The organism is Oscillibacter sp. MSJ-31 (assembly GCF_018918025.1).
Lineage (GTDB): Bacteria > Bacillota > Clostridia > Oscillospirales > Oscillospiraceae > Hominicoprocola.
In genome coordinates, this window is the sequence record NZ_JAHLPT010000019.1 from 15,496 (window position 1) to 42,341 (window position 26,846).

Below are 26,846 nucleotides of genomic sequence, written 5' to 3' on the forward strand. Positions count from 1 at the left end.
CGCACAGGCAAGAACCTTCCGCTGTGCCGTCCTCCCCGCGTTTCATATCAGGAAGAAGAGGAGACCGTATGATCGTATTTGACCATGTATCCAAGGTATATCCCAACGGCACCGTGGGCCTGGACGATGTGAACCTGACCATTCAGGACGGCGAATTCGTCGCCATCATCGGCCGCTCCGGCGCGGGCAAGTCCACGCTGCTGCGCGCGGTGAACCGTATGCACCGGATCACCGCCGGCACGCTGACGGTGAACGGCACGGATGTGAGCACCCTTTCCGGCAAGGCGCTGCGGCAGTTCCGCCGGGGCATCGGCATGGTGTTCCAGTCGTTCAATCTGGTCACGCGCACGACTGTGATCAAGAATGTGCTCTCCGCCTGCGTGCCGGATATGCCCTTCTGGCGTGTGCTGCTGGGCGCGTTCCGCAAAGAGGACAAGATCAAGGCGCTCGAGTCGCTGGACAAGGTGGGCATTTTGGACAAGGCGTATATGCGCGCCGACCAGCTCTCCGGCGGTCAGCAGCAGCGCGTAGCGCTGGCGCGGACGCTGACCCAGAGCCCCCACATCATTCTGGCGGACGAGCCGGTCGCCGCCCTCGACCCTGTGACCGCCAAGCAGGTGATGCAGGACTTCGTTCACATCAATCAGGAGATGGGCATCTCCATTCTGCTGAACATCCACCATGTGGAGCTGGCGCTGGAATACGCCGACCGGATCATCGGCATCCGCGCCGGTAAGATCGTCTACGACGGCCCCTCCGCAAAGGTGGATCAGGCGGTGCTCGACGCCATCTACGGGGAGCAGGCCGGCGCGGAGGAGTGCGTATGAGCCTCTACGACCGCATTTTCAAGCCTCACGTCTATACGCTGGCGGACGGTACGGCGGTGGAGGAAAAGCGCAGCCGCGCGCCGCTGATCTTACTTGTGCTGATTGCGCTGACCGTCCTTTCCGTCCGCATCACGGGCTTTGACCTTGCTGTGCTGGTGAAAAAGGGCAGCAAGTTCTTCGACATCCTCAAGGCGATGTTCCCGCCGAACACCGCCTACCTCGGCAAGATCTGGCAGCCGCTGTGGGACACCATCAAAATGTCCATCCTCGGCTCGTTCATCGGCGCGGTGCTGGCGGTCCCATTTGCCGTTGCCGCAGCCAGCAACATCGTGACGAACCGCGTTGTGGTGTTTCTTGTGCGCCTGTTTTTGAGTCTGGTGCGCACCCTGCCGACGCTGGTGTGCGCCCTGATCGCCACCTACATTTTCGGTCTCGGCACCATGGCGGGCACCTGTGCCATCGCCGTTTTCACCTTTGCCTATGTGGGCAAGCAGCTCTTTGAGATCATCGAAACGGTGGATATGGGACCCTACGAGGCCATGGAGGCGTTGGGCGCTACGCGCCTGCGCGCCTTTACCGCCGCCGTCTTTCCGCAGGTGCTGCCCACCTATCTGTCCGTGTCCCTGTTTTGTCTGGAGGGCAACGTGCGCTACGCCTCCATCCTCGGCTATGTGGGCGCAGGCGGACTGGGCCTCATTATGAATGAAAAGATCGGCTGGCGCGAATACGACAGCCTTGGCATGATCCTGATCGTCCTCTTTGTCACCGTCATGGTCATCGAGGGCATCAGCCACGCGCTGCGCAAGCGCCTGACGTGAGGAGGAACGGCTATGAACGAACGAATCAAAAAAGCCTATGCCTCCGCGCCGAAGACGTGGGTGTGGCAGCTGCTGGCGGCGTTCATCGTCGCCTGCCTTCTGGCGTGGTCCGGCACGGCGGTGAGGGTCAGCAGCTCCACCGGCAACGGGCTGGAGGTGGCGGGGAACATTCTCTCCGGCATCTTCCATCCCTCGGCGAAGCTCCTCCTTACGCTCGGCACAGACGGCGTGCCCTACCTGCTGCTGGAGACCTTCTGCATCGCCTTCCTCGGCACGATCGTGGGCGCGGTGATCTCGCTGCCCCTGTCGTTCCTGTCGGCGAGCAATCTGGTGCCGCGGGGCGTGGCGCTCGTCGGCCGCGTGCTCATCGCCGCCATCCGCACCATCCCCGCCTTTGCCTACGGACTGATGTTCATCCGCGTCACCGGCCCCGGGCCGTTCGCGGGCCTGCTGACCATGTCCCTCTGCTCGATTGGCATGGTGTCAAAAATGTTCATCGAGAGCATTGAGGACCTTGACAAGCGGATCCTAGAGTCGCTGGACGCCGCGGGCTGCACGACCTTCCAGAAGATCCGTTATGGCATCCTGCCCCAGCTGACGGCGGACTTCACCTCCACGATCATCTACCGCTTCGACATGAACCTGCGCGACGCGACCGTGCTCGGTCTTGTGGGCGCGGGCGGCATCGGCGCGCCGCTGATCTTCGCCATGAGCTCGTACCGCTGGAACGAGGTCGGCGCGATCCTGCTGGGGCTGATCGTGCTGGTGCTCATCATCGAGTGGATCTCGGCGAAGATCCGCGTGAAGCTGGCACGGGGGTAAGCGATGGACGAGAAAAAGCTGACAATCTATTTTACCTCCGATCTGCACGGCTACATTTATCCGACCGATTACCGCGGACAGGGGGAAAAGGAGCTGGGGCTGTTCAAGTGCGCCAGCCGCTTCCGCAAGGACGGCAACACCCTCGTCATCGACGGCGGCGACATCCTGCAGGGCTCGCCGCTGGGGGCGTTCTGCCACGATACCATCGGCAGCGCCGCGCGCTTCGCCGAGATGATGAACCGCTGCGGCTATGACTATGTGACGCTGGGCAACCATGACTTCAACTACGGGATGCCGTACCTTGACAGCTACCTCAACGTGCTGAAAGCGCGCTGCGTGTGCGAAAACGTCCGCTGGGACGAGGCGGGGGTGCGCTTTCCCGCGCGCATCCACACGCTGGAAAACGGGCTGCGGGTCGGCATCATCGGCATCGTGACTGACTATGTGAACATCTGGGAAAAGCCGGAGCACCTCGCCGGCATTGCGATCACCGACCCGATCCCCGCCGTGGCCGCCGCGCTGGAAAGGCTGCGTGATCAGGTCGACCTGACGGTCGGCATTTACCACGGCGGCTTCGAGCGCGACCTCGCCACGGGGCGCGTGCTCTCCGCGACCCGCGAAAACGTCGCCTACCGCATCTGTCAGGAGCTGGATCTCGACATCCTGCTGACCGGACACCAGCATATGTCCGTGCCCGGGCAGCTGGTGAGCGGCACCTTCGTGGTGCAGCCCTCCGACAAGGGGCAGGAGTTCCTGCGGGTAGAGGCCGCCGTGTCCGGCGGCGGGAAGCGCTTTTCCAGCGAAACGGTCCCCGCCCACGGCGAATGCCGGGCGGACTGGCTCGCGGAGTTCGCCGATATGGAGCGCGGCGCACAGGCTTGGCTCGACCAGGTGGTGGGACATCTGGAGACGCCGATGCTGCCGGATACGCCGCTGCGGATGGCGGCCGAGGGCAGCGCCCTCGCCGACCTCTTCAACACCGTGCAGCTCGCCGCAAGCGGCGCGCAGCTCTCGGTCACGAGCCTTGCCAACGACGCGGCGGGTCTGCCGCAGACCGTGCGCCGCAGGGACATTCTCAACGCCTACCCCTACACCAACACGCTGACGGTGCTGGAGATCACCGGCGCCGTCCTGCGCAGGGCGATGGAGCGCAGCGCGGAATATTTCACCCGAAACGCCGACGGCTCGCTGCGGGTGTCGGACTGCTTTCTGGAGCCCAAGGTGGAGCATTATAATTACGATTACTACGCCGGCGTGACCTATGCCTACGACATTGCAAGGCCCGTGGGCGAGCGAGTGGTCGAGCTGACATTCAACGGAACGCCCGTGAAGGACACGGACGTGTTCACCGCCTGCCTGAGCAGCTACCGCGCCAGCGGCACGGGCGGGTATGACGGCTATGTCGGCTGCCCGATCGTGCGCGAGATCGGCACGGAGATGTCCGACCTGCTGCTGGACTACTTCAAGCGATACGGCGGAGAGCTCCCGCTTGCGCGGGGAGAGTTCAGGGTATTCTGACAATCCATTTCAAAGGCAACGCTGGCATTCTTGCGGATCACGTCAAGCTTCTTGCCTTCCTTTGCGCTGTGGCAATAGAAAGTGAAAGCGCCGTTTCCGCCGCATAGAGGAACACGGGGTCCGCCGCGCCGCTGTGCTGTCCGGCGAGGTCAAATTGCCCGCCGAACATCCGCCGCACCAGCTCGAGCAGCAGCGCCTCCTTGCTGGGAAAGACGTGGAAAAATGAGCTCTGAGCGATGCCCGCCGCCCCGGTGATGTCTGCGGTGGTCGTGCCGGTGTAGCCCTTCTCCAGAAATTGCGCTACGGCGGCGCGCAGCACCCACTGCTGCGTCACAAGGCCGTTGGCCTGTTTCCCTCGCAATGACAAACGTTCACGCTCCTTTCAAATTGGACTTGCGATTATGATTTCGTTTTAACAGAAAAAGAGCGTTCTCGCAAGAAAGCTACCCGCCCGAATTTTTCGGGAAAATGCGCAAAGTCCGGCGGCGCTTTTCGGTGAGTATGCAGAGAAGGCGGCGCGCATGACGCCGCCCCGCGATTTGCTCTTGCTTTTTGGGTAAAATTTCTTTATGATAGGACAGTCGGCGGGGGAGATGCTCCGCTGCGAAAAAGAATAGCGATCAAGGCCGTCTGCCGGAGAAAAACCGGAACGGGGGAATGGGGTGAAAAGCCCCGCGAGCGGGTCACTGTGAAGCTCCCACGAGGAGATGAGTCAGAATGCCCGGACGGCCTTGGACGCTCCTGCCCACACCGGGAGCCGAGAGACACCAAGGGGTCTTTGCGCCCTTTTGCGTCTGTACGGCTCGCGTAGGCGGGCGGGTACAGACGTTTTTTTCATGCAAAAGGAGGAAGAAAAAATGAAAAAACGCGCATTATCCCTGCTGATGGCCCTTGTAATGGTCGTCAGCCTGCTGCCTGCCACGGTCCGGGCGGCGGATGGCACATTGAGCGGTAAAGGTACATTTGATGAGCCGTATCTGATCTCCAATGCGGACGAACTGAAGGCCTTCCGCGATCAGGTCAACGGCGGTGAAAGCCCTGCCTGCGCCAAGCTGATGGCAAATATTGACCTTGCTGGCGAGGAATGGACGCCCATCACCAGCCTGATCGGTTATCTGGACGGTGACGGCCATACCATTTCCGGTTTGACCTTGAAGGGTGGAACTGGTAAGTATGGCTCACCGGTCAACACGGGTCTGATCGGTGAATTGAATGGGTCTATCATCAATGTCAAAATGACGGGTGTGAGCATCACAGAGAATATTGGAAACTGGAACAATATTGGTGCACTCGTTGGTAAAATTGCTGACAACAGCAACAGCAGAATCGACAACTGCGTTGTCAGCGGAGCAATCGGTAGTAGCAGCAGTAGTTCAAATACCTTTATTGGCGGTTTAGTTGGATATGTAACCGGTACATCTGCGCTTGTAATCAACAATTGCCTCAGCAATGTCACTTTAACATGTGGTAATTCCGGTTATGCTGGTGGACTATTAGGCGCGGCAACCTTTTTCTCCGGTACAATTTCTGTAAAAAACGCAGCTGTTCTGGGGAATATCACCAGCGGTAAATACGGCGGCAGTATTGTTGGTTATTTTAATAGTGGCTCGCCCAAGTTAACGGTGAATAACAGCTATGTAGCGGGTGCTATGTCAGGCAGTAAGGTTGGTGCGGTTGCCTATTGCGGATATCTGTCGTCTTATACAGTTGAGTTAACCGATTTTTCTTACGATTCTACAAATAACAGCGACAAATCGTTCCAAATTCTTCCCACGAAACAAAGCTACGAAAACAACTATACTGGTTCCGTTAATAAACTCTCCACCGACGAACTAAAATCCCTCACCATGGACGGCTTTGCTGTTAGCGCCGACTTCGGCGGCTATCCCGTTCCCAAGTGGACACCCGTAGATAAAGACGGCATCCCCAAGCCTGTGGAGCCCGCCTTCTCCTGCGCCCTCACCTTCACCGGCGTGGAGGATGGTGTGCTGACGGTCAAGGACAGCGAAGGAACGGCTTTGACGTCTACAGATGGTGTCTACACCCTCTCTGCGGCGGGCGATTACAGCTATTCGGTCACGTTCGGCGCGGACGCCGACTATAACGACATTCCCGAGACCGGCTTCACCGTCGGCGAGGACGAGACCGCAAAGACCATCGCGGTCCCGCTGACCTACAAGACCACCGAGCCCTCCGGTACGGGCACGAAGGAGGCCCCCATCCTCATCGGTACGGCAGCAGAACTGCGTTATTTTGCAGAACAGGTCAACGACGGCGAATTGTCCGACGCTTATGTTGAGCTGACGGATAACATCACCGTGTCCGGCTCATGGACACCGCTGGGCAAGAACACCGCGTTCCCCTTCAGCGGCCATTTTGACGGCAAGGGCCACAGCGTGACCATTACGGTGGACGACCCCGGTCTGAGCTATTTTGGTTTCTTCGGCTGTCTGAACAGTAAGCCGGATCGGGACAGCACCACTCCCATTGACGAACAGCCCACCGTGGTGGTGGAGAATCTGACCGTGAACGGCACGGTCTACTGCTCCGAGCCCTATGCTCATGTGGGCGGCATCGCGGGGTGTGCCCGGGGCAAGGTCGAGATCAAGAACTGCGTCAACAACGCCACCGTTTCTTCTCTGGCACGGGGCAGCGCCGGTGTCGGCGGTCTGGTGGGCGGCTATGATGACGGCGTGGAATACGTTTATTGGAACATTTGCATGACACTGACCAACTGCGTGAACAACGGCACCATCATCGTCACCGGTGATAACGAGAAAGCCTTTGTTGGCGGCATGGTCGGTGCGAACGCGAACTGCGTGCAGCTGACGAACTGCACAAATACCGGCACCGTCAACGCCCCCGGCTGCACCGTTGGCGGTCTACTGGGTGAGGCAGGCTATCAGACCGGCGACTTTGTGCCCACCATCAAGGACAGCAGCAACAGCGGCGTCTTGCTCGGCGCGGCGGGCAAGACCAATAATCTCTACGGCAAGGGCACCATCCGCAGCGGCTATCTCATCAACAGCGGCAGCAACACCTACACCGGCGGCAGCGAATCCGAGGACGAGCTGCTGAAGGAATCCCGAAAGTACAACGATGTGCTGGCGGTGCCCGCTACTGCCGGAGAGAATTACGAGATCACGTTACTCAAGAGCGGCGAAGCCGCAGATGAAGGTATCACCGTCACCTGCTCCGTGGGCGAGCGCGACACCAACAGGGCTTATCTCAAGGTGGTGGACGGCAAGCTCCGGCTGGCGAAGAAGAACGAGACCGGCAAGGTCATCGAGGCGACCGCTACCATCACTTGGCGCAAGGGTGACAAGACCCTGAGCAAGCCGGTCACCGTCAATATTTACCCGGCGGTCAATTCCCGCAAAACCTTGATGGACAACATTGCGGAAACTTACACCAACAGTTCCAGCGACTGGGTCGTATTCGACATGGCTGCCTATGCCAAACTGGACGGCGCCGCGGTGAAAACCAGCGATACCGCAAGGGAAAATTATCTGAATCTGACCACCAACGAGTTGGCAGGCAATACGCCGCTCGTGACCGACCGCGCCAAGGCGGAGATCATTCTCGCCGCCCTCGGCGTGAACAGCACCAAGCTGAAAACCGTTGACGGCACAGAATACAGCAACGCTGCCAAGCTGGCAGATATGAATTTGGGCAGCAGCCATTACACCGCACCTTGGGTGCTGCTGGCGGAGCAGGCGGGTCAGCTCAAGCTGACCGACGCCCAAAGAAACAGCATGATTGCTCTACTGACCGACAGCAAGAACCTGGGCGATGACGGCCTGTTCTTCACCAAATGGGCGGGGGAGACCTACGCCGACCCCGACACCACCGGCACGGCCCTGACGGCTCTGGCTGCGTATGCAGACCGTGCGGCGGTGAAGAGCTTTATTGATAAGGCGGTCGCGGGCCTGAGCAAGGCCCAGAACAGCAACGGCTCCTACGGCAACGTGAACTCCGACGCCATGGTCATTATCGGCCTGACCGCCGTGGGCATCGACCCAGCTTCGGATGAACGCTTCGTCAAGGGCGGCTGCTCTCTGGCGGATGCCCTGCTGCTGTACGTCAACGACACGAGGAACGGCTTTACCACGGCGGCAGTCGGCGCGGTCAACGGCGAGTCGACACAGAAGGCTGCGGCGCTTGCGACCGAGCAGGGCTTCCGCGCGCTCGTGACGCTGGAGAAGCTGGCGTCCCTGAACGGCGACAGCAAGAGCTTCAATATCTATACGCAGCTTGTCAAGACCTCGGCAAGCGGCAGCACCACAACGACCCGGCCCGAAAAGCCGAGCGATGGCTTCACATCCAATGGCGCCGGTACGGTGCCGTCCACCTCAACGGATAGCGGCACCGGCGGCTCGGCCGGCAGTACGACGACAGCGAAATGGATCTCGGTCGCGGTCAGCATCGAGCCGGGCAGCGGAAGCGCGTGGTATTCCGGCAGCGTCAGGGTCGCCGAGGGTGCGACCGTTGAGCAAGCGCTCGAGACAGCGGCGGCGCAGGTCGGTCTGATACTGAATATCAAGGACGGCTATCTGCGTGCCGTGATCCGCAGCGGCGTAACGCTCGGTCAGTACGACGAGGGGCCAAACAGCGGCTGGCTGTACAAGGTCAACGGCAAGGCGCCCAATGTGGGTATCGCCGATTACCCGCTAAACGGCGGCGAGACGGTCACCGTATATTACACCGCCGATTACACCAAGGAGAGCGGTCTCGATATTTCCGCGCCGGCCTCGGGCGGCGCGGTCGGCAAGACGGAGACGGTCACGAATGCGGACGGCTCGACCACCAAGACCGAGACGAAGCCCGACGGTACGACCGTTGAGACCACCACCAAGCTCGACGGCAGCACGACCGTCGCCGAGACGAAGCCTGACGGCAGCGTGAGCACCGTCGAGAAGCGTGCCGACGGCACGGAGATCAAGACCGCGCAGCCCGCAAGCGGTGAGATCACGGCGTCCGTCAGCGTACCCAAGAGCGTCGGCAGCACCCGCGTGGACATTCCCGTGAGCAAGCCGAGCGGCAGCATGGTCGCCGTGATCGTCCATCCCGACGGCACGGAGGAGATCGTCAAGGGCTCCGTCGTGACCGAGACCGGCGTCGCGCTCCGCGCGGAGGGCGACGTGCGGCTCAAGATCATCGACAACGCCAAGCGCTTTAACGACATGGCGAACCATTGGGCAAAGGACGCCGTGGAATTCGCCTCGTCCCGCGAGCTGTTCAACGGCGTGGGCAATGACGCTTTCGGCCCTGACCTCTCCATGACCCGCGGCATGGTCAGCACCGTGCTCGCGCGCCTTGCCGGCGCGGATACGGCTGGCGGGGAGACGTGGTACGCCAAGGGCACGGTCTGGGCGGTCGAGAACGGCATTTCCGACGGAACCGCTCCCGAGCAGCCGGTCACCCGCGAGCAGCTGGCGGCGATGCTCTACCGCTATGCCGGCTCCCCCGCCGTCAGCGGCGAGCTGGGCTTTGACGACACGACTGTTATCAGCATCTGGGCCTACGACGCCGTGAGGTGGTGCGTGGACAACGGCATCCTCAACGGCGTGGGCGGCAACCGTATGGCGCCGCAGGACCTCGCCCGGCGCGGGCAGGTCGCAGCCATGCTGATGCGCTTCCTGCAGGCGACGGTGTAAGCGTCGACCCGCGATATACGCTATAACGAACAGCAAGGCTCCCCTGCTTCGGCAGGGGAGCCTTGCTGGTTTATGGAACGGGAAACGGGTATGGAGACGCTGGTGCGCCGGAGTCCGGTACTCAGCGCGTGAGCGGACCGGACCGGCGCTCGCCCCACCGGCTGTCGGTGTGCTGCTCCGCGGCGGCAGTCTCGGCGAGGCGCTGGAGCTTTTCCATGCGCGCGTCGAGCTGCGCGCTCATCTGCGCGCACTCGAACAGCTCGCGGTTGACGTGATCGAGCTCCGGCAGATCCTTCTTGTAGCGGATCTTGTGCTCAAGGCTTGCCCACCAGTCCATGGAGATGGTGCGGAACTGCACCTCGACGCGCATCATGCGCTTTTGATCGTGCAGGAAGATGGGCGTTTCCACGATGAGGTGCAGGCTGCGGTAGCCGTTGGGCTTGGGCTCGGCGATGTAGTCCTTGCGCTGGAGGAGCGTAATGTCGTCCTGCTTCAGAAAGGCGTCGGCGAGCTGGTAGATATCCGACGGGAAGGAGCAGATGACGCGCACGCCGGCGATGTCGTTGAGATTTTCCTCGATGCTCTCCACCGTCAGCGGGAAGCCGCGGCGCTGGAGCTTTTCGGCAATGCTCTCGGGGGACTTGAGGCGCGTTTTGATGCTCTCGATGGGGTTGCGGTCATACTGGAGCGAAAGCTCCTCGTTGAGAACGTTGAACTTGGTCTCGACCTCCATCATCGCGCAGCGGTAGTAGCTCATCAGCTCGCGGTAGGGCTGCGTGTAGCTCTGCACGAGCGTGCTGATCTCCTTGCGCGGCAGGCGCGAGAGCAGCAGACGCTCCAGAGCGCCGCGGTCGGTGCTGTTTTTCAATGCCATGTGTTGTTTCCTCGGCTTTGTCGGTTCTCCCTCCGCGGTGTGACGGCGGAGGGGCGGGCGCGATGCGCCCATCTCAATCATACCATCCCGCGGCGCATCCCGCAAGCCCTCCCCGACATTTGCGCCGAAATGACCGGAAACCGAGGAAAAAAGGAAGCGCGGAGACCGACGGTCTCCGCGCTTGCGGACGGTATTGGCTTTCGGCGGCTTACCCGCGGACGGGGATGAGGTCGCGATAGTGGAGATACATGATCTGTCCGGTGTACGGGTTGATGCCGGGGAGATAGGCGGAGTACACGCATTGGTCCACGGTGGTGCCGGGGGCGGTGGCCAGCAGATTGCTCACACCGGTCAGCTTGCCCGTGATCCAGACGAGATCGCCCGGGTGGAGGCTGGCGTTGGTGCTGTCGAAGGAGGTGTACTCCCCGTCCTCGCGCTCGGTCTCCCCTGTGCTGCCATTATAGCTATAGACGTTGGTCACCGGTGCGGCCTGATACCAGCCAATCTGGTGGGCGTAGACGCTGCGCTCCGCTACGATGACCGCCTGCTCGATGGTGCAGGTGCCGTTGGGATTGAGCGTGGTGGCGGTGGTGCCCTTGACAAGATCAAGCGCGTTCATAAACGCCATCGCTTCCTTCGCCCAGCTCTGCACCAGCGCGTTATCTGTGTAGGAGGCGAGCTTGGAGGTGTAGCTGGTGTAGGAATAGCCGGAGTTCTTCTCCACATATTGCAGCGTGCGGCGGAGGAAGGTCGCCATCTGCTGACGGCTCAGGGTGGCGTTGGGGGAGAAGGCGGTCGCCGAGGTGCCGGTGGTAATGCCCGCGGCATAGGCCTTGAGGACGTAGGCGTTGTTCGTGTCGGTGAAGGTGTTCGCGGCGGCGGGCGTGATGCTCTTGCCGGTCAGCGTTTCCGCCAGACGCACCGCCACGGAGCAGAACTGCAGACGGCTGATGGGCTTGGTGTAGTCGCTGCCGAGCAGGGCAGTATCGAGCAGATCGTCGTTGAGCGCGAGGTTCACATCGCTTTCAGCCCAGGAGCTGGTCTTGGCGGCGGACTTCTTCGAGAGCGTAAAGGTGCCGGGATACAGCTCTGTGGTGTTCAGCGCCTGCGTTTCCTCCCACTGCAGGGAGGCGTTGGCTTCCGCCTGATACTGCGCGAGGGTCATTCCCGTGCCGGAGGCGTAAACATCCCGTGAGGTCAGATGCTGCTGGAGATAACGGTGGGAGTGGCCGCAGTATTCACAGCTGAGCCAGTAGACGTGCTCGCCGGCGGCGTTCACGCCGATATAGGCCTCCGCCGTGGGATACTCGCCGTTATCCGAGTGGGCCAGCTTCTCTGTCTTGAGCTCGATCTCCTTATCCGAGTTATGGGGAGCGACATGGTTCGCATTGTACTCGCACTTGCCGCAGATGGCGCAGGACCAGTAATAACGCCGGGCGTATTGGCAGGCCTGCGCATAGGTGTAGACACGGTCGGCCGTCCGGATCTGCAGGGTGTACTGGTGGGCGGTGCACCAGTTGTCCTTCGCGGCGGCGTCACCCGCCTTTTGGGCAGCGTAGACGTCATTGCCGGAGTAGGTCTTGATGGTGTAGGGGATCTTATAGCCGCGCTGGGCCTGGGCTGCCTTGAGCGCGGGCACGGCAGATTCGGGGATATACACCACGGTCTCGGCGGTGTAGAAGGGCAGGTCGCTCTGCCTCTCCCACCGGTATAACCCGGCGATGGGCAGCCAGAGGTAGGAATCCATCGCCTGAATAAACTGATAGACATCCACCTTATCGCTGAGCCAGAGCTCCTTCAAATATTTCGCGTAGCAGATGAAAAAGCACGTTCCATCCGTTATTTTCCCATTGGTGTCCAGAATGAGGGTACGGATGCTGTCGGTGTTCTCCAGAACGTGGTTGGCGTCAGTCATGACGGTCACACCGTTTACAAAGTTTTCAAGCTGCTTGGACTCTGCCACAGCCTGCGTGCGGGGAGTCGCTATCGCCCGCTTGGCCTGCCGGAGGAGGTCTGTTTTCCGCGTCAGATCGGCGTTGAGCTCCTCTTTCTCCTGCTCGGTATAGCGCTCGCCCTCAAGGGTCAGGCTGACCTGCAGGGTGGGATAATACTGGGCGCTGGTGCGGATGGTGGCGGGCACGCCGTTGACGGTGGCGGAGAAGGTGTCGGGGCCGACGATGTTTTCGCCGTTGACGGTTTTGTAGTTGGCGCAATAGCCCTTGGTGGTGTCAAAGGCCAGCTTGATGTTGACGAGATAGGTCGTGCCTGCGCGGAAGGCATAGCCGTCGTCGGTCTCCACGTCGTCGCCCTGCCACTCGGTGTACAGGATGCCCGCGCCGTTCGCGAGCAGGTCGATGTTGCCGCTTTTCATGGATTTGATGGTGACCTCGGTCTCCATCTCGTTGGGGTCGCCCGCCTTCGGCAGGTCGATGACGAGGTCGACGCTCTTGAGCCTTGTCGGCGCGGCGAGGGCCGCGGTCGGCAGCAGGGTGAGCGCCAGAGCGAGACAGAGCAGTGCGCTGAGTAGTTTCTTTTTCATGGTTCCCTCCTGTAAGAATGGTTTATATTGATGGCAGAAGCGATAAAGGAACGGGGCGGGGGCTGCGTTCGCAGGTCAGATGAAATCCTGTATGGATTCCCAGTCGCCCAGCAGCGCGCGGTAATACTGCGCGCGCCACAGGAAGGTGACGATCTGACCGCGGGTGCAGGTCTCGTTCGGGCCGAACTGGTTGGCGCTCACGCCGTTGGTGACCTTGGCCCAAACAGCCCAGTTGACCGCGTTGGCGTAGGGGCTGGAGGCCGGCACATCGGTGAAGCCCGCCGAGAGGTACTGCCCCATGGCGTCGGCGCCGACGCCCTTGTAGAGATAGGTCACGGCCTCGCCGCGGGTGCAGTCCGTATTCCCGGAAAAGACGGCACCGGTGTAGTAGCCCTTTTCGTAGGCCCAGAGGGCGCTCTTATAGAACCAGTCGCTCGCCGTCACGTCGGAGTAGGGGTTGGCGATGGTGGGCTCCGGCGAGCCGAGGGAGCGCCAGACAAAGGTCAGAATATGACCGCGGGAGCACTTGGCGTTGGGCGAGAAGGTGTAGGCGGTGGTGCCGTTGGTGATGCCCTTTTTGATGGCCCAGAGCACCGGGTCGGCACAGTAGTCGGCGGCCTTCACGTCGGCGAAGCCGCCGACGGTCGCCGCGGCGGGCTTGACGAGGCCCAGCGCGTCCTCGGGATGGGACTTGAGCACCTTGCGCCCCAGCCTCGAGGAATACTGCCACGCATCGCCGGAGACGACGCCGACGCCGTTGTGCGTGCGGTTGCCCTTGAGGGAGTTGTAGCCCTCGCTGGTGGAGGCGATGTCGTTCGAGGACGAATCCGTGCCGCCCTTTTCCGCCATGGAGTCTACCTTCAGCGCGCCCACGCTGTAACAGTTTTCGATGAAAACGTCCACATAGGCATAGCCCAGAAGCCCGAAGGCCATGTTGCCGGTCATGTTGCCGGTGTTGTAGCAGTCCTTGAGGTAGCTGGTGCCCGTGCGCGTGTAGCCGTAGACGCCAGGCAGGTCGCCGTGGTCCTGCGTGTCAACGATGCCGCAGGCCATCGCGTCCAGAGCGATGCTGTCGGCAAAGGGAACGGTGATGTCGCCGGTGTTGAAGCAGCGGAAGATCCAGCAGTAGCTCATGCCGCTGATGATGCCGCCCGCCTGCACGCGCTTTTCGCCGACACGCGCGCCGTCGGTGGTGTTGACGGTGATGGGCGAGGCGTTGTAGCAGTCCACAAAGGCAGAGTTGCCGACGTTGGACACCAGGCCGCCGATATAGACCTGCGGCGCGCCGCCGCCGAGCTGCACGCGGATGCTGCCGCCGGAGGCGTAGCAGTTGGAAACGCGCGAGTTGGACATGAACGCGCTCAGCGCGCCGATGTCGATGTGAACGTCGTTGGCGATCTCCGTATAGCTCAGATCAATGTTGTAGTTCACGATGCCGAGATCCCAGATGTTGTTGTACGAAGCGTTTTCGTAGAGCTTATCCTGATGCGCCTCGTAGGTGAATTCGGCGTTCCAGACATTGTTGAACAGGCCGTAGCAGCGGTGGACAAAGCTGCCCTCGTTGTAGAGCTGCCCGCGGTGGTCCACGATGGTCATGCCGGAGATGACGTGGCCGTTGCCGTTGAGCGAGCCGGTGAAGCGGACGCAGTCGCGGCCGTTGTACTCATAGGCGGGGTTGCCGCCGAGGGGCGTCCAGTTGCCCCAGGAGGACAGGTCGATGTCGGCAATGAGCTTATAGTGCTTATCCATCCCGCGGCGCACGGCGTTGAGCTGGTCGGCGGTAGCAATGAGGTAAGGATCCTCCTTCGTACCGGAGCCGCCCGCGAACACATAGTCGCTGACTCTCCATACGCCGGGCGCGCCGGCCCATGCGCCGGTATTTTCGCTGCCGCTGCCGGTCGTGCTGCCGGACGTACTGCCGGAGGAGCCGCCGGTCGTCACATCGGTGACACAGGCGGCGGGAACAAAGCCGAGCTTATTGCCGCAGCTGACAAGATACCATTGTCCCGTCACGCCGGAGATGAGCTGCTCGGCGTGCAGATCGTAGATCTTCACGGTCTCCGACAGGTCGCCGAGCGCGGCGCTGCGCACCACGGCGGGGTACTTGTACACGCGCGCGGTGTGGTAGCCGGTGACGTCGGGGTGCTGCTCGGCGATGGGGTCGAATTTCTTGCCGGTGGCGATGGGCGTGCGGCCGTTGGCGGTATCGCTCGTGTGCGCCTTGTAATAGTCCTTCATCCCCTGCGTAACGGCGGAGCTGTTGTCGAGCCGGCTCCAGGCGTAGTAGGTCACGACCGCCTGCGAGCCGCTGCTGCTCACGAGCTTGGAGGCGCACTTCGAGCCGAAGCGGGCCTTGAGGTCGCTCGCGAAGCTGTAGCCGTCGTCGGCGGTGTAGGTCACGGTCGCGCTGAACCAGGCATAGTCGTCGATCGGACCGGGGGTGTCGTACACGATGGATGCCGCCGTGCAGTGCGCCGAGCTGCTGAGGCCGGACGTCAGCACGGGCATCCGGTTCTCGTCCAGCGTGAGCTTGGGCGCGGCGATCGAGGAGATGCTCTTGCCGGCCGCCGAAGCGGAGACGGGCAGCATTGCGAGCGTCATGCAAAGACACAGTATGACGCTCAAAAGCCTTTTCTTCATTTGACTTCCCTCCATATTGACCGCGCGGGCGCGCCGAAAGGCGGCGCCGCCGCAGTCTGCTCTTTTTGCGCCCTTCCCGCAGGAGGCCGCTGATGCTCACAGCATAGCAAAAAATTCCATCCGCGGAACGGTCGGTGACTTGAAATGTATGGATTTGCGGCTTGAAATGTGAGATAATGCTGGAAAGGAAAAGAATGGTATGCTACAATAAGGCAAAAGGAAGCGAGGAAAGGGGGCGGCGGAATGTACATCGCAGTCTGCGACGACCAGACGGAGGAGCTCGGGAGCCTGACGGAGCTGATCGGCGCGTGGGAGGAGGACCGCGGCACGCCCGTGCGCGTGAAGAGCTTCCGCAGCGCGGCGGCGCTGCTGGACGCGGCGCGCCATGAGCGCTTCACGCTGTACCTGCTCGACATCATGATGCCAGGGCTGAACGGCATGGATGCCGCGCGCGAGATCCGCGGCTTTGACAAGGCGGCGGACATCATCTTCCTCACCTCGTCCCCCGGCTTCGCCTATGACAGCTACAGCGTCAAGGCGCTGGAATATCTGCTCAAGCCCATTCGCGCCAAGACGCTCTATCCCATCCTTGACCGGCTGGAGCTGCGTGAGCGCCGCCCGCAGGAGGCACTTACGCTTCGCACCGGCGGCATCATCGTGCGCGTGCCGTTTTCGCAGCTCACCTATGTGGAGGTCAACGGCAAGCACCTTTACTTCAACCTTGCCGACGGGCAGGTGCGCGAGGTCGTCGGCTCGATGAAGGAATACGAGGATACCCTGCTTGCGCGGCCGGAGTTTATGCGCATCCACCGCTCCTACATCGTCAATATGCTGCAGATCGAGGAGCTTTCGCCCGCCGGCCTGCGTACCTTTTCGGGGCGCGAGCTGCCGGTCTCACGCCTGTTATACCCCCAGCTTCAAAAGGACTATATGAAGCTGCTGTTCGCGCAGAGGGAGGAGTGAGACGATGTCCGTATTGACCACGCTCGGCGTTTTTAACTACGGGCTGGTGCTGCTCTACGGCCTGTTCCTCAGCACCTTCATCTCCGGCGGCTGGGAGAATACGAAGCAGAGAACGCTTGTTTTTGCCGCTTGCCCGCTGTTTCTGATGATCCAGAGCGTGTGCTGGCTGGCGCTGGGTGCGGACATGGCGCGGCAGCTCTACCCGCTCATCACTCACCTGCCGCTGGCGCTCATCCTGATCTGCATTCTGAAGAAGAAAGTCGACGTGGCGCTGGTGAGCATCTGCACGGCCTACCTCTGCTGCCAGCTCCCGCGCTGGGTGGATCTGGTGGTCACGGCGCTTACCCGCTCCGAGCTGATTGGCGAGATCTGCTACACGCTGGTGATCGGGCCGCTGTTTTATCTGCTCTACCGCTTCTTCGTCCGCCCGGCCTACGCGGCCATGATGGCCTCGCCGCAGTCGCTGCTTTTATTCGGCAGCCTGCCGGTGGCGTATTATTTCTTTGATTACGCCACGGTCGTCTATTCCGACGCGCTCTATCGCGGCTACGGGGCGATCAACGAGTTCCTGCCCACAGCGCTCATCATTTTTTACGTTATGTTTCTCACAGCCTATCACGCCCAAAGCAGCCGCCGCGCGCAGGCGGAGATGCAGAGCACCATGCTCGAGGCCGGATTGAAGCAGTCGCAGATCGAGGTGGACGCGCTGCGCCGGGCAGAGGTGCAGACCGCCGTCTATCAGCACGATATGCGCCACCATCTCAACGCCATCGACGGCTTTCTGGCGGCGGGAAAGCCGCAGCAGGCGGAGGAATATATCCGCAAGGTGCGCTCGGATATCGAGCGCATCACGCCAAAGCGCTACTGCGACAACGAGCTGGTGAACCTGCTCTGCTCCGCCTTCGCCGGAAAGGCGCAGCGCATGGGCGTTCGGCTGGAGGTGGACGCGAAGCTCCCGCGCGAGCTGTCGGTCTCCGACACCGAGCTGTGCGCCGTGCTCTCCAATGCGCTGGAGAACGCGCTGCGCGCCGTGTCCGATCAGCCGGAGGCGGACCGCTGGGTGACGCTTTACTGCGGCGTGCGGCTGGGCAAGCTGCTCGTGGAGATCCAAAACCCCTGTGCCGAGGGGCTTGTCATGCGCGACGGCCTGCCGGTCTCCGAGCGCGCGGGGCATGGCTACGGCTGCCGCAGCATCCAGACGATCGCCGAGCGGCGCGGCGGACTGTGCGAGTTCCGTGCACGGGGCGGCATCTTTTCCATGCAGCTCATGCTGCCCGTCAAAGCGGCGGCGAAAACCCAAAACTGACGCAGGAGGCTGCCGCGGACGCGGCGGCCTCCTTTTTTCGTCCCCGAGAGGCAAAAAATTGAAAAAAGTTCAAAATATGGCTGTTCTTTCTAAAATTCCTGTGATACAATAAATATTCAATTGATCGGAATATGGGAACAGGAGGGAAATTCCATGACCGTGCAGGAGGCGATCTCCGCACGCCACAGCGTGCGTACCTATTTGACAAAGCCGGTCGAGCCGGCGATCGTGAACGCGCTGCGCGCGGAGATCCGCGCGTGCAACGCCGAGGGCGGACTGCACATCCAGCTCGTGATGAATGAGCCGATGGCGTTCCGCGGCTTTTTTGCGCACTACGGGAAATTCCGCGGCGTGTGCAACTACATCGTGCTTGCCGGCAAGCGCGCAAAGGATCTTGACGAGCGCGCCGGCTGGTTCGGCGAACGCCTTGTGCTGCTCGCGCAGACGCTGGGGCTCAACACCTGCTGGGTGGGCCTGACCTTTTCAAAAGCGGTCGCGCGCAGGAGCTATGTGCTCGCACCGGACGAGCGGCTCGTGTGTGTGATCGCGTTCGGCTATGGGGCCGAGCAGGGCGAGGCGCACGAGAGTCGTCCGATGCGCGAGGTGTACCGCGCCGACCGCACGCTGCCCGAGTGGTTCGGCCGCGGCCTCAAGGCGGCGCTGCTCGCGCCCACGGCGATGAACCAGCAGCGCTTCCGCTTCACGCTCCTGCCGGACGACACCGTTCGGGCGGAGAGCCGGGGCGGCAGCTACAGCCATGTGGACCTCGGCATCGTCAAATACCATTTTCAGCTCGGCGCGGGCCGCGAGAGCTTCCGCTGGGCGGAGTGAGCCGCCGTTTCCACACACGGGTGCGTTAAGAATACGAGAGAGAAAATCAGGAAGGAAAAATCACTATGCAGAAGAAAGCCAATCCCGCAGCGCTGCTGCCGATCCTTGTGTTCCTGCTCCTTTACCTGGGGCTGGGACTTATCTTTGAGTATGTGCTCAAGATCCCGATGGGCTTTTATTCCATCCCTATTGTAGTCATCTTTCTTGTCGCGCTGCTGACGGCGTGCTGCCAGAACCGCGCGCTGAGCTTTGACGACAAGCTCACGCTGATGGGTCAGGGCATCGGCGATAAGAACATCGTGACGATGCTGCTCATCTTCCTTGCCGCCGGTATCTTCGTCGGCGTGGTGGGCCGCTCGAGCGCGGAGAGCGTGGCGTATTTCATGCTCTCGATCATCCCGTCCAGGTTTGCCGTGGCGGTGCTGTTCGTCGTCAGCTGCTTCGTCTCCACCGCCATGGGCACGAGCGTCGGCACCATCACGCTCATCACGCCCATCGCCATCCCCATTGCCGCGGCAAGCGGCTATTCCCTGCCGCTGTGCATCGGCTCGGTCATGGGCGGAGCGATGTTCGGCGACAATCTGAGCTTCATTTCCGACACCACCATCGCCGCCTGCAACGGGCAGGGCTGCGCGATGAAGGATAAGTTCCGCGAGAACTTCCACATCGCTCTGCCCGCGGCGCTCGCGACGCTCGTGCTCATCCTCGTGCTGACGCTGAACGCCGACGTCATCCCGGCGGAGATCCCCGGCTATCACCTGATCCAGATCATCCCCTATGTGCTGGTGCTCGTCGGCGGCATCATCGGCATCAACGTGTTCGTGGTGCTGCTCATCGGCATTGTGTCCGGGTCCGTTATCGTGCTTGCCACCGGTGCGACCGGACAGACGGGCGTGCTTGCGGTCAAGGCGCTGCTGGAGAACATGGGCAGCGGCGCCGCCGGTATGTTTGAAACGTCGATGGTCGCCATCCTCGTCTCCGCCATCTGCGCCCTCATCCGCGAGTACGGCGGCTTTGAGGCGCTGCTGGGCTGGATCAGAAAAGCGTTCCGCGGCAAGCGCGGCGGACAGATCGGCATGGGCCTGCTCGTCGGCGCGATGGACATCGCCACCGCGAACAACACCGTCGCCATCGTGATGGCGAATCCCATCGCAAAGGAAATGAGCGAGGAATACGGCATCACACCGCGCAAGGCGGCGTCAATTCTCGATACCTTCTCCTGCATCTTCCAGGGCATCATCCCCTACGGCGCGCAGATGCTCGTCGCCATCGCCGCGGCGCACGAGCTGGGGTATCAGGTCTCCGCGTTTGAGATCATTCCGAATCTGTTCTATCCGTTCCTGCTGGCTGTCAGCTCCTTCTTCTTCATCGCCATCGACGGCAAAAAGAAGGCCTGAGCCATGCCCGACCTTGCACGGCTCCGCGCCAAGCGGCTCTTCCTGCTCGATCTGGACGGAACGCTCTATCTGGACGAACGGCTCTTTGACGGCGCGGCGGACTTCCTGCGCGCGATCCGCTCGCGCGGCGGGACGTACCGCTTTCTGACGAACAACTCCTCCCGCGGGGCGGAGAGCTATGTGGAGAAGCTGCGCCGCCTCGGCGTGGAGGCGGAGACCTCCGACTTCCTTACGAGCGTGGACGCGCTCATCGCGCATCTGCACGCACAGGGCATGGCGGAAAAGCTCCTCTACGTCTGCGGCACACAGTCGATGAAGCGGCAGCTCACGCAGGCGGGACTGCGCCTGACGGACGACCGCGACGCGGCGGTGGACGCCCTGGTGATGGGCTTCGACACCGAGCTGACCTTTCAGAAGTTAGAGGACGCCTGCATTCTCCTGAACCGCGGCGCGGACTACCTTGCCACCAATCCCGACTGGGTCTGCCCGACGTGGTACGGCTTTGTGCCGGACTGCGGCAGCGTGTGCGAGATGCTTTTCCGCGCGACCGGACGGCGGCCCTATGTCATCGGCAAGCCGCGGCCCGATATGGCGCGCCTTGCGATGGCGCGCGGCGGCTTTTCCGCAGAGGAGACGGTGCTGCTCGGCGACCGGCTCTACACCGACATTGCCTGCGGCGTGAACGCGGGTATCGACACGGCGCTCGTCCTCTCGGGCGAGACGAAGGAGGCAGACCTCGCCGGCAGCGCGGTACAGCCGACATTTGTCCTCGGCAGCGTCGCGGATTATCTGAGCATTTTACAGGAATGAAAAAACGACCGCATGAGCGGTCGTTTTTTGCGCCTATTTCACCAGCAGCGGCTGGAGCTGCACGCCGCGCAGCGCCGCATCGACGGTCGGCACGAGCTGTGAAAAGTCGGCGATGAGCGAGGTGGGCTTCCCCTGCGGGTCATCCTGCCCGAAGGGAACGAAGTAGTAGTTCTTCCGGTTGAGGAGCGCGGCGAGATTCGGCGCGCTCGCGCTCAGACCGTCGTTCGTCGCCAGCGCGATGACCACGGGCTTGCCGTTGCGCAGATGTGATTTTGCCGCCATCGTCACCGGCCCGTCGGTGATGCCGTGGGCGAGCTTGGCAAGGGTGTTGCCCGTACAGGGCGCGATGACGAGGACGTCCGCCAGATCCTGCGGGCCGAACGGCTCGGCCTCCACGATGGTGCGGATGGCGGGACGCCCCGCCGCGCGCTCCACGCGCGCGATGAGATCGTCGGCCAGCCCGAAGCGGGTGTCGTACCGCGCTGTGTTTTCGGAGAGAATGGGGACCATCTCAAAGCTCTCTGCCATTTCCTCAAAGAGCATCAAAATTTTCGGGTGATTGCAGAATGAGCCGCAGAGGGCAAATCCGATGCGTTCGGTTCTCATGCTTCTTCCTCCCATATTTTTTCCAAGGTCAGCTTGATGGCGCGCGCCGCGGTCTCCGGCGCGGCCCTGCCGGGAAGTCCCGGCGCAGCGATGCACTTCAGCCCGCGCGCCTCCGCCGCCGCACGGTCGAAGCCGGGCTGCGATGCCAGTTCGAGCAGCACGCACTCGCGCGGCAGCTCACGCAGCAGCTCCTCTGTGAGTACCATGTTCGGTACGGTGTTGAAGACGACGCGGAAGCTCCCGAGCCGTCCGGCGAGACGGTTCGTGCGGAGACCACGGTAGCCAAAGGCGTCGATCCACGCGAGATCGTCCAGCCGCCGCGCGCTGACCGTGACCTCCGCGCCCAGCCCCCGCAGACGGTGGGCAAGCAGCTTGCCGATGCGTCCAAAGCCGATGACCAGACACGGCGTGCCGCAGAGCGTCACGTCCGTCGCGGCCATCGCCGCCTCGATGGCGCCCTCCGCCGTCGGTACGCCGTTGCGCACCGCCAGTTCCTCGCGCGAGAGGTAGTCGGTCAGCGTCAGACCGTATTCCGCCGCAGCCTCGCGGTCGGCGGCCTTCACGCCGCCGGCGTAAAGGCGCTGCTCCGGACGCAGCAGCGCGAACAATCCGCACAGCGGCAGCGCCGCGGCGGTGCAGTTGAGATTTTTCCCGCGCGAGAGAGGCACGGGCAGCACGACGCGGTCGGCTTGCGCCGCTTCCTCCAGCGCCGTGTCCTCCATGCCGAAGGCGGCGAGTCCCCATGTCTGCACCGGATGACCGTCCTCCGCGAGCAGACGCGCGAGCAGCGCCATGCGCCGGTCCCCGCCGAGCACGGCGATCGTTTTTTCCATAGGCGTCCCCCTTTCCATTCCTCTTACTCTATGCGCACGGCGGGGGGAATTTGATTGCGAAACGCAAAAGAGTGTGGTATCATGGCAAAAAATCAAAGGAGACCCGTCTATGACACGTTATCCCTATCTGCTCTTCGACGCCGACAACACGCTCTTTGACTTCGACGAGGCCAATGTCCACGCCTTCCGCGCCGTGTGCGACGCCTTCGGTCTGCCCTTTTCGCAGGAGCTTTTCGACCGCTACGAGGTCATCAACAACGCGACATGGGAAAGGTTCGACCGCGGGGAGCTGACGAAGGACGAAACGGTGCTCGAGCGCTTTCGCGCCTTCTTTGCCGCCGAGGGCATCCGCGGCCTTGAGCCGGCAGCGTGCAACCGCATCCATCTGGCGAGCTTGAGCAATGCGACCTATCTTATGCCACATGCCGCGGAGGTCATTGCCAAGCTGCGCGAAACACACCATATCCATCTCATCACCAACGCGGTCGAGTCCGTCCAGCGCGGGCGGCTGGGACGCTCGGCGCTCGCGCCGCTCATCGAGGAGGCGTTCATCTCCGAGACCGCGGGTGCGGCGAAGCCGTCCGTGGAATACTTTGACTATGTGTTCGCCCACATCGACGGCATTACGCGGGAAAATTGTCTGGTCATCGGCGATTCACTCACGAGCGACATTCAGGGCGCAAACAACTACGGGCTTGCGTGCTGCTGGTTCAATCCGAAGAAAGCGCCGAAGCCGGAGAGTCTGCGCGTGGACTACGAGATCCGCGACCTGCGGGAGCTGTACGGCATTGTGAAATAGGAAAAGCGCCGGCTCCGTGCCGGCGCTTCTGCGTCATTTCTCTTTGCTCTTATCAAAATAATAGCGCGCGAAGTTCTTGTACTGCGCGGCGTAATACCTTGCCAGCCGGTATACGCGCGCGGGGGCGAGGTCGCTGCCGTACCAGAGCGTGTGCAGGGCTTTGTATTGCTTCATCTCCTCGCGCAGGGCGGGGGAGGTGACGTACCTCGTCAGGATGCCGCGCGGGACGTTGGACCACAGCGCGGTCGTTTCGTTGTAGATGCACTTCCCGCGGCGGCCGTAGACCACGTCCTCGGTGAGCAGCTTCATCATGTTGATGCCCGCCGCGCGGCAGAAGAAGCTCGAACGGCCCAGCCGCGGGTTGATCTCAAAGAGCACATAGCGCCCGGTGCGGCTGTCGTACTTCATGTCGATGTTGGAGAAGCCGACGTAGCCGATGGCCTGCAAAAACCGCTGCATTTTATCGTAGAGCAGCGTGTCGCCGCGCGAGAGGATGGCGGCGTAGTTGCCGACGCTCTTGGGGTCGTAGTATTCGAGCACCGGCTGGCCGAGGCACATCGCGCGCACCGTTCCGTCCGTGTCGGAGTAGCTGTTGAGCACACGCATGGCGTCGTCCCCGCCGGGGATAAACTCCTGAAGGATGAGCTTGCCGCGATAGTCGGAGCCGTTCATGCTGCGCACCATTGTGAGGTATTCCTCCTTGGTGTCGAAGAAAAAGACCTTCTTCTGCCCCTCAAAGTGGCAGCGCAGGTAGTCGAGCGCGTTGGAGTTTTCCGGCTTGACGACGATGGGGAAGTCGAACGGCAGACGGTCGGCGACCTCGATGCGCTCGTCGGGCGCGGCGATGACGGTCTTGGGATAGTCCAGACCGTACTGCTCGCAGAGCGCGTAGAACCGATCCTTGGTGTCGAAGGTCTCGAGCAGCTGCTCGGGGATGAAGCGGTTCGCGATCAGTCCCTCGAAGTGGTCATAATGGCGGCAGAGCAGACCGGTATAATAGTCCGAGCAGGGGATGACGAGCAGCTTTTCGTAGTCCTTGGAGCACTCGCGCAGTACGCCGAGCAGCGCGTCGGGAAAGACCTCCTCGCGTTCAAAGCCGGCGATGATGCGGCAGTCAAAAAGACGCGAGTGCCGCGTAGGAATGAGCTGCGCGGTGCACACGAGCAGCGGCGTGACCTCGGGGTACGCCTCGCGGAAGAGACGCGCCGTGCCGTAGGCGTTCTCGTCGCTGCCGAGAATGATGGGCAGAAAGTCCTTTTTCTTCATGCCTTCGCCTCCTTTTCGTCATATTCTGCCAGATATTTGAGAGTCAGCTCCACGTCGCTCGGGAAGGGGACGAACTCTCTGCCGCGCTTCATGGTCGTCTCCTCGCCCTTGCCTGTGAGCAGGATGACGTGCGGCTCGGGACGGTCGAGAATGGCGCGGCGGATACATTCGGCGCGGTCCTCGCAGACGAGGTGCGGGCATTTGACGTGCTTTTCGATGTCGGCGGCGATCTGCGAGAACGGCTCCTCGCCGGAGTCCTCCTCCGTGATGTAAACGAAGGCGCAGTTCTCGCCGCTCAGCTCGCCGAGGTCGCGGCGGCGCTGGAGCGCGTGCGAGCCGGGGCAGCCGAACACGGAGATCATCTCCTTGCCGGGATACTCCACCCTTGTCGAGCGGTAGAGCGCGTCGAAGCTCATGCGGTTATGCGCGTAGTCCACGATGACGGTCACCCGCTTGTCACGGCTTTCGTAGACCTGCATCCGTCCGTTCGCCCGCGCCTTGCGCAGACCCGAGCGGACAAATTCCTCCGGCACGCCGAGCGCCATGGAGATCGCCATCGCGGCGAGCGCGTTGGAGACATTGAACAGACCCGGCATCGTGATGGAAAATTCACCGTTGTACTTCGGCGAGCGCACGGTGAAATACAGTCCGTCGGCGTGCTTTTCGACCCGTTCGCAAAAGACCGTATCGCTTGCGTGGCTGCCGAAGGTGATGAGTTCGCAGCCGCCCGACCTCGCGTGGGCGATGGTCTCCGCGGCGTGGTCGGCGTCGGTATTGACGCAGCCGACGCGGCAGCTGTCGAAGAGCTTCAGCTTCGAGGCGTAGTAATCCGCGAAATCCGGGTGCTCGATGGGACTGATGTGGTCGGTGCCGATGTTCAAGAACGCGCCCACGTCAAAGGTCATGCCGCGCACGCGCCCGACCTTGAGCGCCTGCGAGGAGACCTCCATCACCAGATGGGAAATGCCGGAATCGTATGCGTTCTGAAAATGCTGATAGAGCTCCAGCACCTCGGGCGTCGTGATGTGCGACTCCTCGGTGATGACGCCGTCATAATTGTCGATGGAGGAGAGAATGGCGCATGGGGGCTTGCCCTCGCTCGTGAGCCAGTCATTGAGGATGGAGCGGACGTAGTAGGCGGTCGTGCTCTTGCCCTTGGTGCCCGTGATGCCGACGCTCGTGAGCTTGTCGGTCACATGATCGTAGAAGAGTTGGCCGAGTACGACCATCGCATAGCGGATGTCGCTCACAAGCAGCTGCGGCGCGTCCACGGGGTAGGGCTTTTCGGCGACATAGGCGACCGCGCCCTGCGCGATTGCCGCAGAGAGGTACTCCGCTTTGAAGTGCGCGCCCTTGCAGAGAAACAGCGAGGTGCCGTGCAGGCTGCGCGTGTCGTAGCTCAGACAGTTGATGACGGTACCCTCCGCTGCGGGCGTCAGTGTACTTGCGGTCAGAAGCCCGGCGCGTGCGAGCGCGTCGGCATATTCCTTTAAGGTGTGTTTGGGATTCATCTCTTCGCTCCTTTGGCAGTCGATGAAATAGCGGGTCTCATAATAAATATATAGTATAGCACGCGTCGCTTTTCCTGACAAGAAAAAACGCTGGAAGACATTGCATTTGCATTCTGCCCGCCTGCGCGGTATCATAGACGGCGTCCTTGATCAAGACGAAACTACCGATAAGGAGGCTCACGCGCTATGAATTGTGCTGCTCTGCTTGCGCTGCTGTGCCAGATGCTCGGCGTCGGCTGCAACGGCTAAAGCCGTCAAATATTCGGAGGGAGGAGGGCTTTGCCCGCCTCTCTCCTGCTATTTTTAGCAGTTATGACGGACATAAGCGGCTCTGATTGTGCCGTTTGACCGAAAAACGAAAAATACAAAATTAAGACTTGCAAAAGCTCCGGCGGCGTGCTAAGATACGACCTGTTCGCGAAAAGCGGACGGCTTTCCGACAACGGCTTTCCTTCCTCCGTCGCGAGTGAAGAAAAATTGCAAAAGCACAAAAAAAGTGTTGACAAGGCCGGAAAGTTGTGGTAACCTAAAATTCGTTCCGCGGTTGGAGCGTGTACCTTGTAAATTAAACAACGAAGAACAAAGAAGCACCAGATATGAGGTGTCTGAAAAGACATCGAGCTTGCCGGAAGCCGGTTTAGTCAATTACGGCGGAAGGCAAGGATAAAAAGTTTTGCAAGCTATGACAAATAGCTCGATAAAGGTTTGAGCAGCGAGAGCTGTTTAGATACCATTTTATTGAGAGTTTGATCCTGGCTCAGGACGAACGCTGGCGGCGTGCTTAACACATGCAAGTCGAACGAGAATCTGTGGATCGAGGATTCGTCCA

At 61.5% G+C, this 26,846-nt stretch carries 19 protein-coding genes and 1 rRNA gene; 12 read left to right on the forward strand and 8 right to left on the reverse strand.

Translation table 11 applies throughout. The features are described 5' to 3' along the window. The first annotated feature begins 68 nt into the window (after positions 1-68). From phnC to KQI17_RS10850, 4 genes are read left to right on the forward strand one after another with little or no spacing between them, the layout of a single operon-like run. A complete protein-coding gene (gene phnC, locus KQI17_RS10835) occupies positions 69-827 on the forward strand; it encodes a phosphonate ABC transporter ATP-binding protein (RefSeq protein ID WP_216496246.1) in 759 nt (252 codons plus the stop codon). Then, on the forward strand, positions 824-1,645 hold the full coding sequence (gene phnE / locus KQI17_RS10840) for a phosphonate ABC transporter, permease protein PhnE (protein WP_216496247.1): 822 nt from the start codon (positions 824-826) through the stop codon (positions 1,643-1,645). The genes phnC and phnE (KQI17_RS10840) overlap by 4 nt, the downstream gene beginning before the upstream one ends. A gap of 12 nt (positions 1,646-1,657) precedes the next feature. Beyond that, positions 1,658-2,467 carry a phosphonate ABC transporter, permease protein PhnE gene (gene phnE / locus KQI17_RS10845; RefSeq protein WP_216496248.1) on the forward strand — a complete coding sequence of 270 codons (810 nt, stop codon included), beginning with the start codon at positions 1,658-1,660 and terminating at the stop codon, positions 2,465-2,467. A 3-nt stretch (positions 2,468-2,470) separates the two neighbouring features. Then, complete coding sequence (locus tag KQI17_RS10850; RefSeq protein WP_216496249.1) at positions 2,471-3,985, forward strand: bifunctional UDP-sugar hydrolase/5'-nucleotidase; 1,515 nt, start codon at positions 2,471-2,473, stop codon at positions 3,983-3,985. Between the two features lie 37 nt (positions 3,986-4,022). Here KQI17_RS10850 and KQI17_RS10855 read toward each other — a convergent pair whose 3' ends face one another. Beyond that, positions 4,023-4,352 (reverse strand): TetR/AcrR family transcriptional regulator, encoded by a 330-nt coding sequence (locus tag KQI17_RS10855; protein ID WP_216496250.1) that lies wholly within the window; start codon positions 4,350-4,352, stop codon positions 4,023-4,025. 490 nt (positions 4,353-4,842) lie between these two features. Here KQI17_RS10855 and KQI17_RS10860 point away from each other — a divergent pair, with 490 nt between their 5' ends. Further along, positions 4,843-9,642 (forward strand): S-layer homology domain-containing protein, encoded by a 4,800-nt coding sequence (locus tag KQI17_RS10860; RefSeq protein WP_216496251.1) that lies wholly within the window; start codon positions 4,843-4,845, stop codon positions 9,640-9,642. A 121-nt stretch (positions 9,643-9,763) separates the two neighbouring features. Here the strand turns inward: KQI17_RS10860 and KQI17_RS10865 are convergent, their stop codons facing one another. The 3 genes from KQI17_RS10865 to KQI17_RS10875 all read right to left on the reverse strand — a co-directional run bounded on the left by KQI17_RS10865 (position 9,764) and on the right by KQI17_RS10875 (position 15,656). After that, a complete protein-coding gene (locus tag KQI17_RS10865; RefSeq protein ID WP_216496252.1) occupies positions 9,764-10,516 on the reverse strand; it encodes a GTP pyrophosphokinase family protein in 753 nt (250 codons plus the stop codon). Positions 10,517-10,724: 208 nt separating this feature from the next. Further along, positions 10,725-13,055 (reverse strand): S-layer homology domain-containing protein, encoded by a 2,331-nt coding sequence (locus KQI17_RS10870; RefSeq protein WP_216496253.1) that lies wholly within the window; start codon positions 13,053-13,055, stop codon positions 10,725-10,727. 75 nt (positions 13,056-13,130) lie between these two features. Further along, positions 13,131-15,656, reverse strand: coding sequence for an S-layer homology domain-containing protein (locus KQI17_RS10875; protein ID WP_216496254.1), 2,526 nt, complete (start codon positions 15,654-15,656; stop codon positions 13,131-13,133). A gap of 282 nt (positions 15,657-15,938) precedes the next feature. Between KQI17_RS10875 and KQI17_RS10880 the strand changes: the two genes are divergently transcribed. From KQI17_RS10880 to KQI17_RS10900, 5 genes are all read left to right on the forward strand, one after another. Then, on the forward strand, positions 15,939-16,658 hold the full coding sequence (locus KQI17_RS10880; protein ID WP_216496255.1) for a LytTR family DNA-binding domain-containing protein: 720 nt from the start codon (positions 15,939-15,941) through the stop codon (positions 16,656-16,658). A gap of 4 nt (positions 16,659-16,662) precedes the next feature. Further along, complete coding sequence (locus KQI17_RS10885) at positions 16,663-17,964, forward strand: sensor histidine kinase (RefSeq protein WP_216496256.1); 1,302 nt, start codon at positions 16,663-16,665, stop codon at positions 17,962-17,964. Positions 17,965-18,117: 153 nt separating this feature from the next. Then, positions 18,118-18,795 carry a nitroreductase family protein gene (locus KQI17_RS10890; RefSeq protein WP_216496257.1) on the forward strand — a complete coding sequence of 226 codons (678 nt, stop codon included), beginning with the start codon at positions 18,118-18,120 and terminating at the stop codon, positions 18,793-18,795. Positions 18,796-18,860: 65 nt separating this feature from the next. Next, entirely contained in the window at positions 18,861-20,192 is a 1,332-nt protein-coding gene (locus KQI17_RS10895; RefSeq protein ID WP_216496258.1) for a Na+/H+ antiporter NhaC family protein, read from the forward strand. 3 nt (positions 20,193-20,195) lie between these two features. Next, positions 20,196-21,002, forward strand: a complete 807-nt coding sequence (locus tag KQI17_RS10900; RefSeq protein ID WP_216496259.1) for an HAD-IIA family hydrolase — start codon at positions 20,196-20,198, stop codon at positions 21,000-21,002. Positions 21,003-21,035: 33 nt separating this feature from the next. Here the strand turns inward: KQI17_RS10900 and KQI17_RS10905 are convergent, their stop codons facing one another. Both KQI17_RS10905 and KQI17_RS10910 read right to left on the reverse strand, forming a co-directional pair. After that, complete coding sequence (locus tag KQI17_RS10905) at positions 21,036-21,608, reverse strand: dipicolinate synthase subunit B (RefSeq protein WP_216496260.1); 573 nt, start codon at positions 21,606-21,608, stop codon at positions 21,036-21,038. After that, positions 21,605-22,441 (reverse strand): dipicolinate synthase subunit DpsA, encoded by an 837-nt coding sequence (locus KQI17_RS10910; RefSeq protein ID WP_216496261.1) that lies wholly within the window; start codon positions 22,439-22,441, stop codon positions 21,605-21,607. The genes KQI17_RS10905 and KQI17_RS10910 overlap by 4 nt, the downstream gene beginning before the upstream one ends. A gap of 109 nt (positions 22,442-22,550) precedes the next feature. Between KQI17_RS10910 and KQI17_RS10915 the strand changes: the two genes are divergently transcribed. Then, on the forward strand, positions 22,551-23,240 hold the full coding sequence (locus tag KQI17_RS10915) for a YjjG family noncanonical pyrimidine nucleotidase (protein ID WP_216496262.1): 690 nt from the start codon (positions 22,551-22,553) through the stop codon (positions 23,238-23,240). A 33-nt stretch (positions 23,241-23,273) separates the two neighbouring features. On the opposite strand, the gene KQI17_RS10920 is transcribed toward KQI17_RS10915, so the two are convergent. Both KQI17_RS10920 and KQI17_RS10925 read right to left on the reverse strand, forming a co-directional pair. Continuing rightward, positions 23,274-24,506, reverse strand: coding sequence for a hypothetical protein (locus KQI17_RS10920; protein WP_216496263.1), 1,233 nt, complete (start codon positions 24,504-24,506; stop codon positions 23,274-23,276). Further along, positions 24,503-26,017, reverse strand: coding sequence for a Mur ligase family protein (locus tag KQI17_RS10925; RefSeq protein ID WP_216496264.1), 1,515 nt, complete (start codon positions 26,015-26,017; stop codon positions 24,503-24,505). The genes KQI17_RS10920 and KQI17_RS10925 overlap by 4 nt, the downstream gene beginning before the upstream one ends. Before the next feature lie 734 nt (positions 26,018-26,751). Here KQI17_RS10925 and KQI17_RS10930 point away from each other — a divergent pair. Further along, positions 26,752-26,846, forward strand: a 16S ribosomal RNA gene (locus KQI17_RS10930); the annotation flags it as partial.

Excerpts from the sequence above, each read along its gene's own strand:
- KQI17_RS10910 (WP_216496261.1), bottom strand. The coding sequence starts at position 22,441 with ATGGAAAAAACGATCGCCGTGCTCGGCGGGGACCGGCGCATGGCGCTG.
- KQI17_RS10895 (WP_216496258.1), top strand. The coding sequence starts at position 18,861 with ATGCAGAAGAAAGCCAATCCCGCAGCGCTGCTGCCGATCCTTGTGTTC.
- KQI17_RS10850 (WP_216496249.1), top strand. The coding sequence starts at position 2,471 with ATGGACGAGAAAAAGCTGACAATCTATTTTACCTCCGATCTGCACGGC.
- KQI17_RS10890 (WP_216496257.1), top strand. The coding sequence starts at position 18,118 with ATGACCGTGCAGGAGGCGATCTCCGCACGCCACAGCGTGCGTACCTAT.
- KQI17_RS10925 (WP_216496264.1), bottom strand. The coding sequence starts at position 26,017 with ATGAATCCCAAACACACCTTAAAGGAATATGCCGACGCGCTCGCACGC.
- phnE (WP_216496247.1), top strand. The coding sequence starts at position 824 with ATGAGCCTCTACGACCGCATTTTCAAGCCTCACGTCTATACGCTGGCG.
- phnE (WP_216496248.1), top strand. The coding sequence starts at position 1,658 with ATGAACGAACGAATCAAAAAAGCCTATGCCTCCGCGCCGAAGACGTGG.
- KQI17_RS10860 (WP_216496251.1), top strand. The coding sequence starts at position 4,843 with ATGAAAAAACGCGCATTATCCCTGCTGATGGCCCTTGTAATGGTCGTC.
- KQI17_RS10865 (WP_216496252.1), bottom strand. The coding sequence starts at position 10,516 with ATGGCATTGAAAAACAGCACCGACCGCGGCGCTCTGGAGCGTCTGCTG.
- KQI17_RS10880 (WP_216496255.1), top strand. The coding sequence starts at position 15,939 with ATGTACATCGCAGTCTGCGACGACCAGACGGAGGAGCTCGGGAGCCTG.
- KQI17_RS10875 (WP_216496254.1), bottom strand. The coding sequence starts at position 15,656 with ATGACGCTCGCAATGCTGCCCGTCTCCGCTTCGGCGGCCGGCAAGAGC.
- KQI17_RS10915 (WP_216496262.1), top strand. The coding sequence starts at position 22,551 with ATGACACGTTATCCCTATCTGCTCTTCGACGCCGACAACACGCTCTTT.
- phnC (WP_216496246.1), top strand. The coding sequence starts at position 69 with ATGATCGTATTTGACCATGTATCCAAGGTATATCCCAACGGCACCGTG.
- KQI17_RS10905 (WP_216496260.1), bottom strand. The coding sequence starts at position 21,608 with ATGAGAACCGAACGCATCGGATTTGCCCTCTGCGGCTCATTCTGCAAT.
- KQI17_RS10885 (WP_216496256.1), top strand. The coding sequence starts at position 16,663 with ATGTCCGTATTGACCACGCTCGGCGTTTTTAACTACGGGCTGGTGCTG.
- KQI17_RS10920 (WP_216496263.1), bottom strand. The coding sequence starts at position 24,506 with ATGAAGAAAAAGGACTTTCTGCCCATCATTCTCGGCAGCGACGAGAAC.
- KQI17_RS10900 (WP_216496259.1), top strand. The coding sequence starts at position 20,196 with ATGCCCGACCTTGCACGGCTCCGCGCCAAGCGGCTCTTCCTGCTCGAT.
- KQI17_RS10870 (WP_216496253.1), bottom strand. The coding sequence starts at position 13,055 with ATGAAAAAGAAACTACTCAGCGCACTGCTCTGTCTCGCTCTGGCGCTC.